Origin of the sequence: Sinorhizobium fredii USDA 205 (assembly GCF_001461695.1) — a bacterium.
Taxonomy (GTDB): Bacteria; Pseudomonadota; Alphaproteobacteria; order Rhizobiales; family Rhizobiaceae; genus Sinorhizobium; species Sinorhizobium fredii.
On the sequence record NZ_AUTC01000074.1, the window covers coordinates 1 to 1,791 of the forward strand.

General features: G+C 60.6%; 2 protein-coding genes. One reads left to right on the top strand and one right to left on the bottom strand.

The genetic code is table 11. The annotated features are described in order from the left end of the window. The coding region (otsA, locus tag N181_RS08770; protein WP_060563334.1) for an alpha,alpha-trehalose-phosphate synthase (UDP-forming) at positions 1-1,260 on the top strand (1,260 nt) is incomplete at its 5' end. A gap of 189 nt (positions 1,261-1,449) precedes the next feature. Here otsA and N181_RS08775 read toward each other — a convergent pair. Further along, a partial coding sequence (locus N181_RS08775) for a response regulator transcription factor (RefSeq protein ID WP_245290978.1) occupies positions 1,450-1,791 on the bottom strand: 342 nt, incomplete at its 5' end.

Below are 1,791 nucleotides of genomic sequence, written 5' to 3' on the forward strand. Positions count from 1 at the left end.
ATATGGATGGGCTGGTCGGGAAAATCGAGCGGCGCGCACGAGCCGGCGCCGCTTGCGCAACTGCAGCAGGGCAACATCACCTATGCGCTGACGGATCTGACCGATACCGACGTAGAGGAATACTATCACGGCTTCGCCAACCGCGTTCTCTGGCCGATCTGCCACTACCGCCTTGATCTCGCCGAATACGGTCGCAAGGAAATGGCCGGGTATTTCCGCGTCAACCGCTTCTTCGCCCATCGCCTGGCGCCGCTTGTCAAACCCGATGACGTCATCTGGGTGCACGACTACCACTTGATCCCTCTCGCCGCGGAACTGCGTCGAATGGGCTTGAAGAACCGCATCGGCTTCTTCCTCCACATTCCCTGGCCGCCTCCAGACGTACTCTTCACGATGCCCGTTCATGAGGAGATCATGCGCGGCCTGTCGCACTACGACGTCGTCGGCTTTCAGACCGATCATGACCTTGAGAACTTCGCCAGCTGCCTCAGGCGGGAAGGCATCGGCGACGCACTTGGCGGAGGCCGCTTCAGTGCCTATGGCCGCATATTCAGAGGCGGCGTCTATGCAATCGGCATCGAGACTGCGGCCTTCGCCGAATTCGCCAAAAAGGCATCGACCAACAGCACGGTCAAAAAGGCGCGTGAAAGCATCGAGCACCGCGACCTCATCATCGGTGTCGATCGCCTCGATTATTCCAAGGGACTGACGCAGCGCATCGACGCCTTTGAGCGCTTCATCCTGGCTAATCCAGCCATGCACGGGCGTGTCACCTATCTGCAAATCACGCCGAAGTCGCGCTCCGAAGTGCCGGAATATGAAGCCATGCAACGCACTGTTGCCGAACAGGCCGGAAGGGTGAACGGCGCGCTCGGCGCCGTCGATTGGGTGCCTATACGCTACATCAACCGCTCGGTGGGCCGCCGCATTCTTGCAGGGCTTTACCGGCTTGGAAAAGTCGGCCTCGTGACGCCGCTTCGAGACGGCATGAACCTCGTCGCAAAGGAATATGTTGCCGCGCAGGATCCGGACGATCCTGGCGTGCTTGTTCTTTCGCGCTTCGCGGGCGCTGCCCGCGAGCTCCGGGGAGCGCTTCTTGTCAATCCCTACGACATAGAGGGCACCGCAAACGCCATGGCACGCGCGCTCAGCATGCCGCTGGAAGAGCGGAAGGAACGTTGGAAGGCGATGATGGATCACTTGCTGGAGCACGACGTTTCGCGCTGGTGCCAGAATTTTCTCAACGATCTGACAGCATGATCAGATCAGTTTAGTTAGGGCCCTCCTCGCCGAATCACCCTTCACCTGAGAGGCCGGCCGGCCGGAGGCATGATCGAGAGCAGCCGGTCAAAACCCGCGACGGGTGACGAAAACTTTTCGTTCGCATGCCCGCCCATAGCGGCATCGTCGTACAAGACGCGCAGCGCTGTGGTCGCGTGGCCACGGCATTCAAGCCGATACTTCAATTGCGTCAGCGCAAGAGTGTGGGAGCGAGGCGAGATCAGCGTCGCTCCGGAAGTAGCGCGACGCCGCCTCCGTCCGGTTGTGCACATTCATCTTCTTGTAGATGTTGCGGACATGCGCCTTGACGGTGTTTTCGGAAAGCCCGAGACGATGGGCGATGATCTTGTTCTGCGTGCCCATGCAAATGAGATCGAGAATCTGGATCTCGCGCGTCCTCAGCAGGCCCTGGGCAAAGTCGGCCTTGCGTTCCATGTCGACATCTTCCGAAGGCGCCTGTTTTTGCGCGAGGACGCCGCCTCCGGCGAGCCCGCTCGGCGCCAGGCGCCG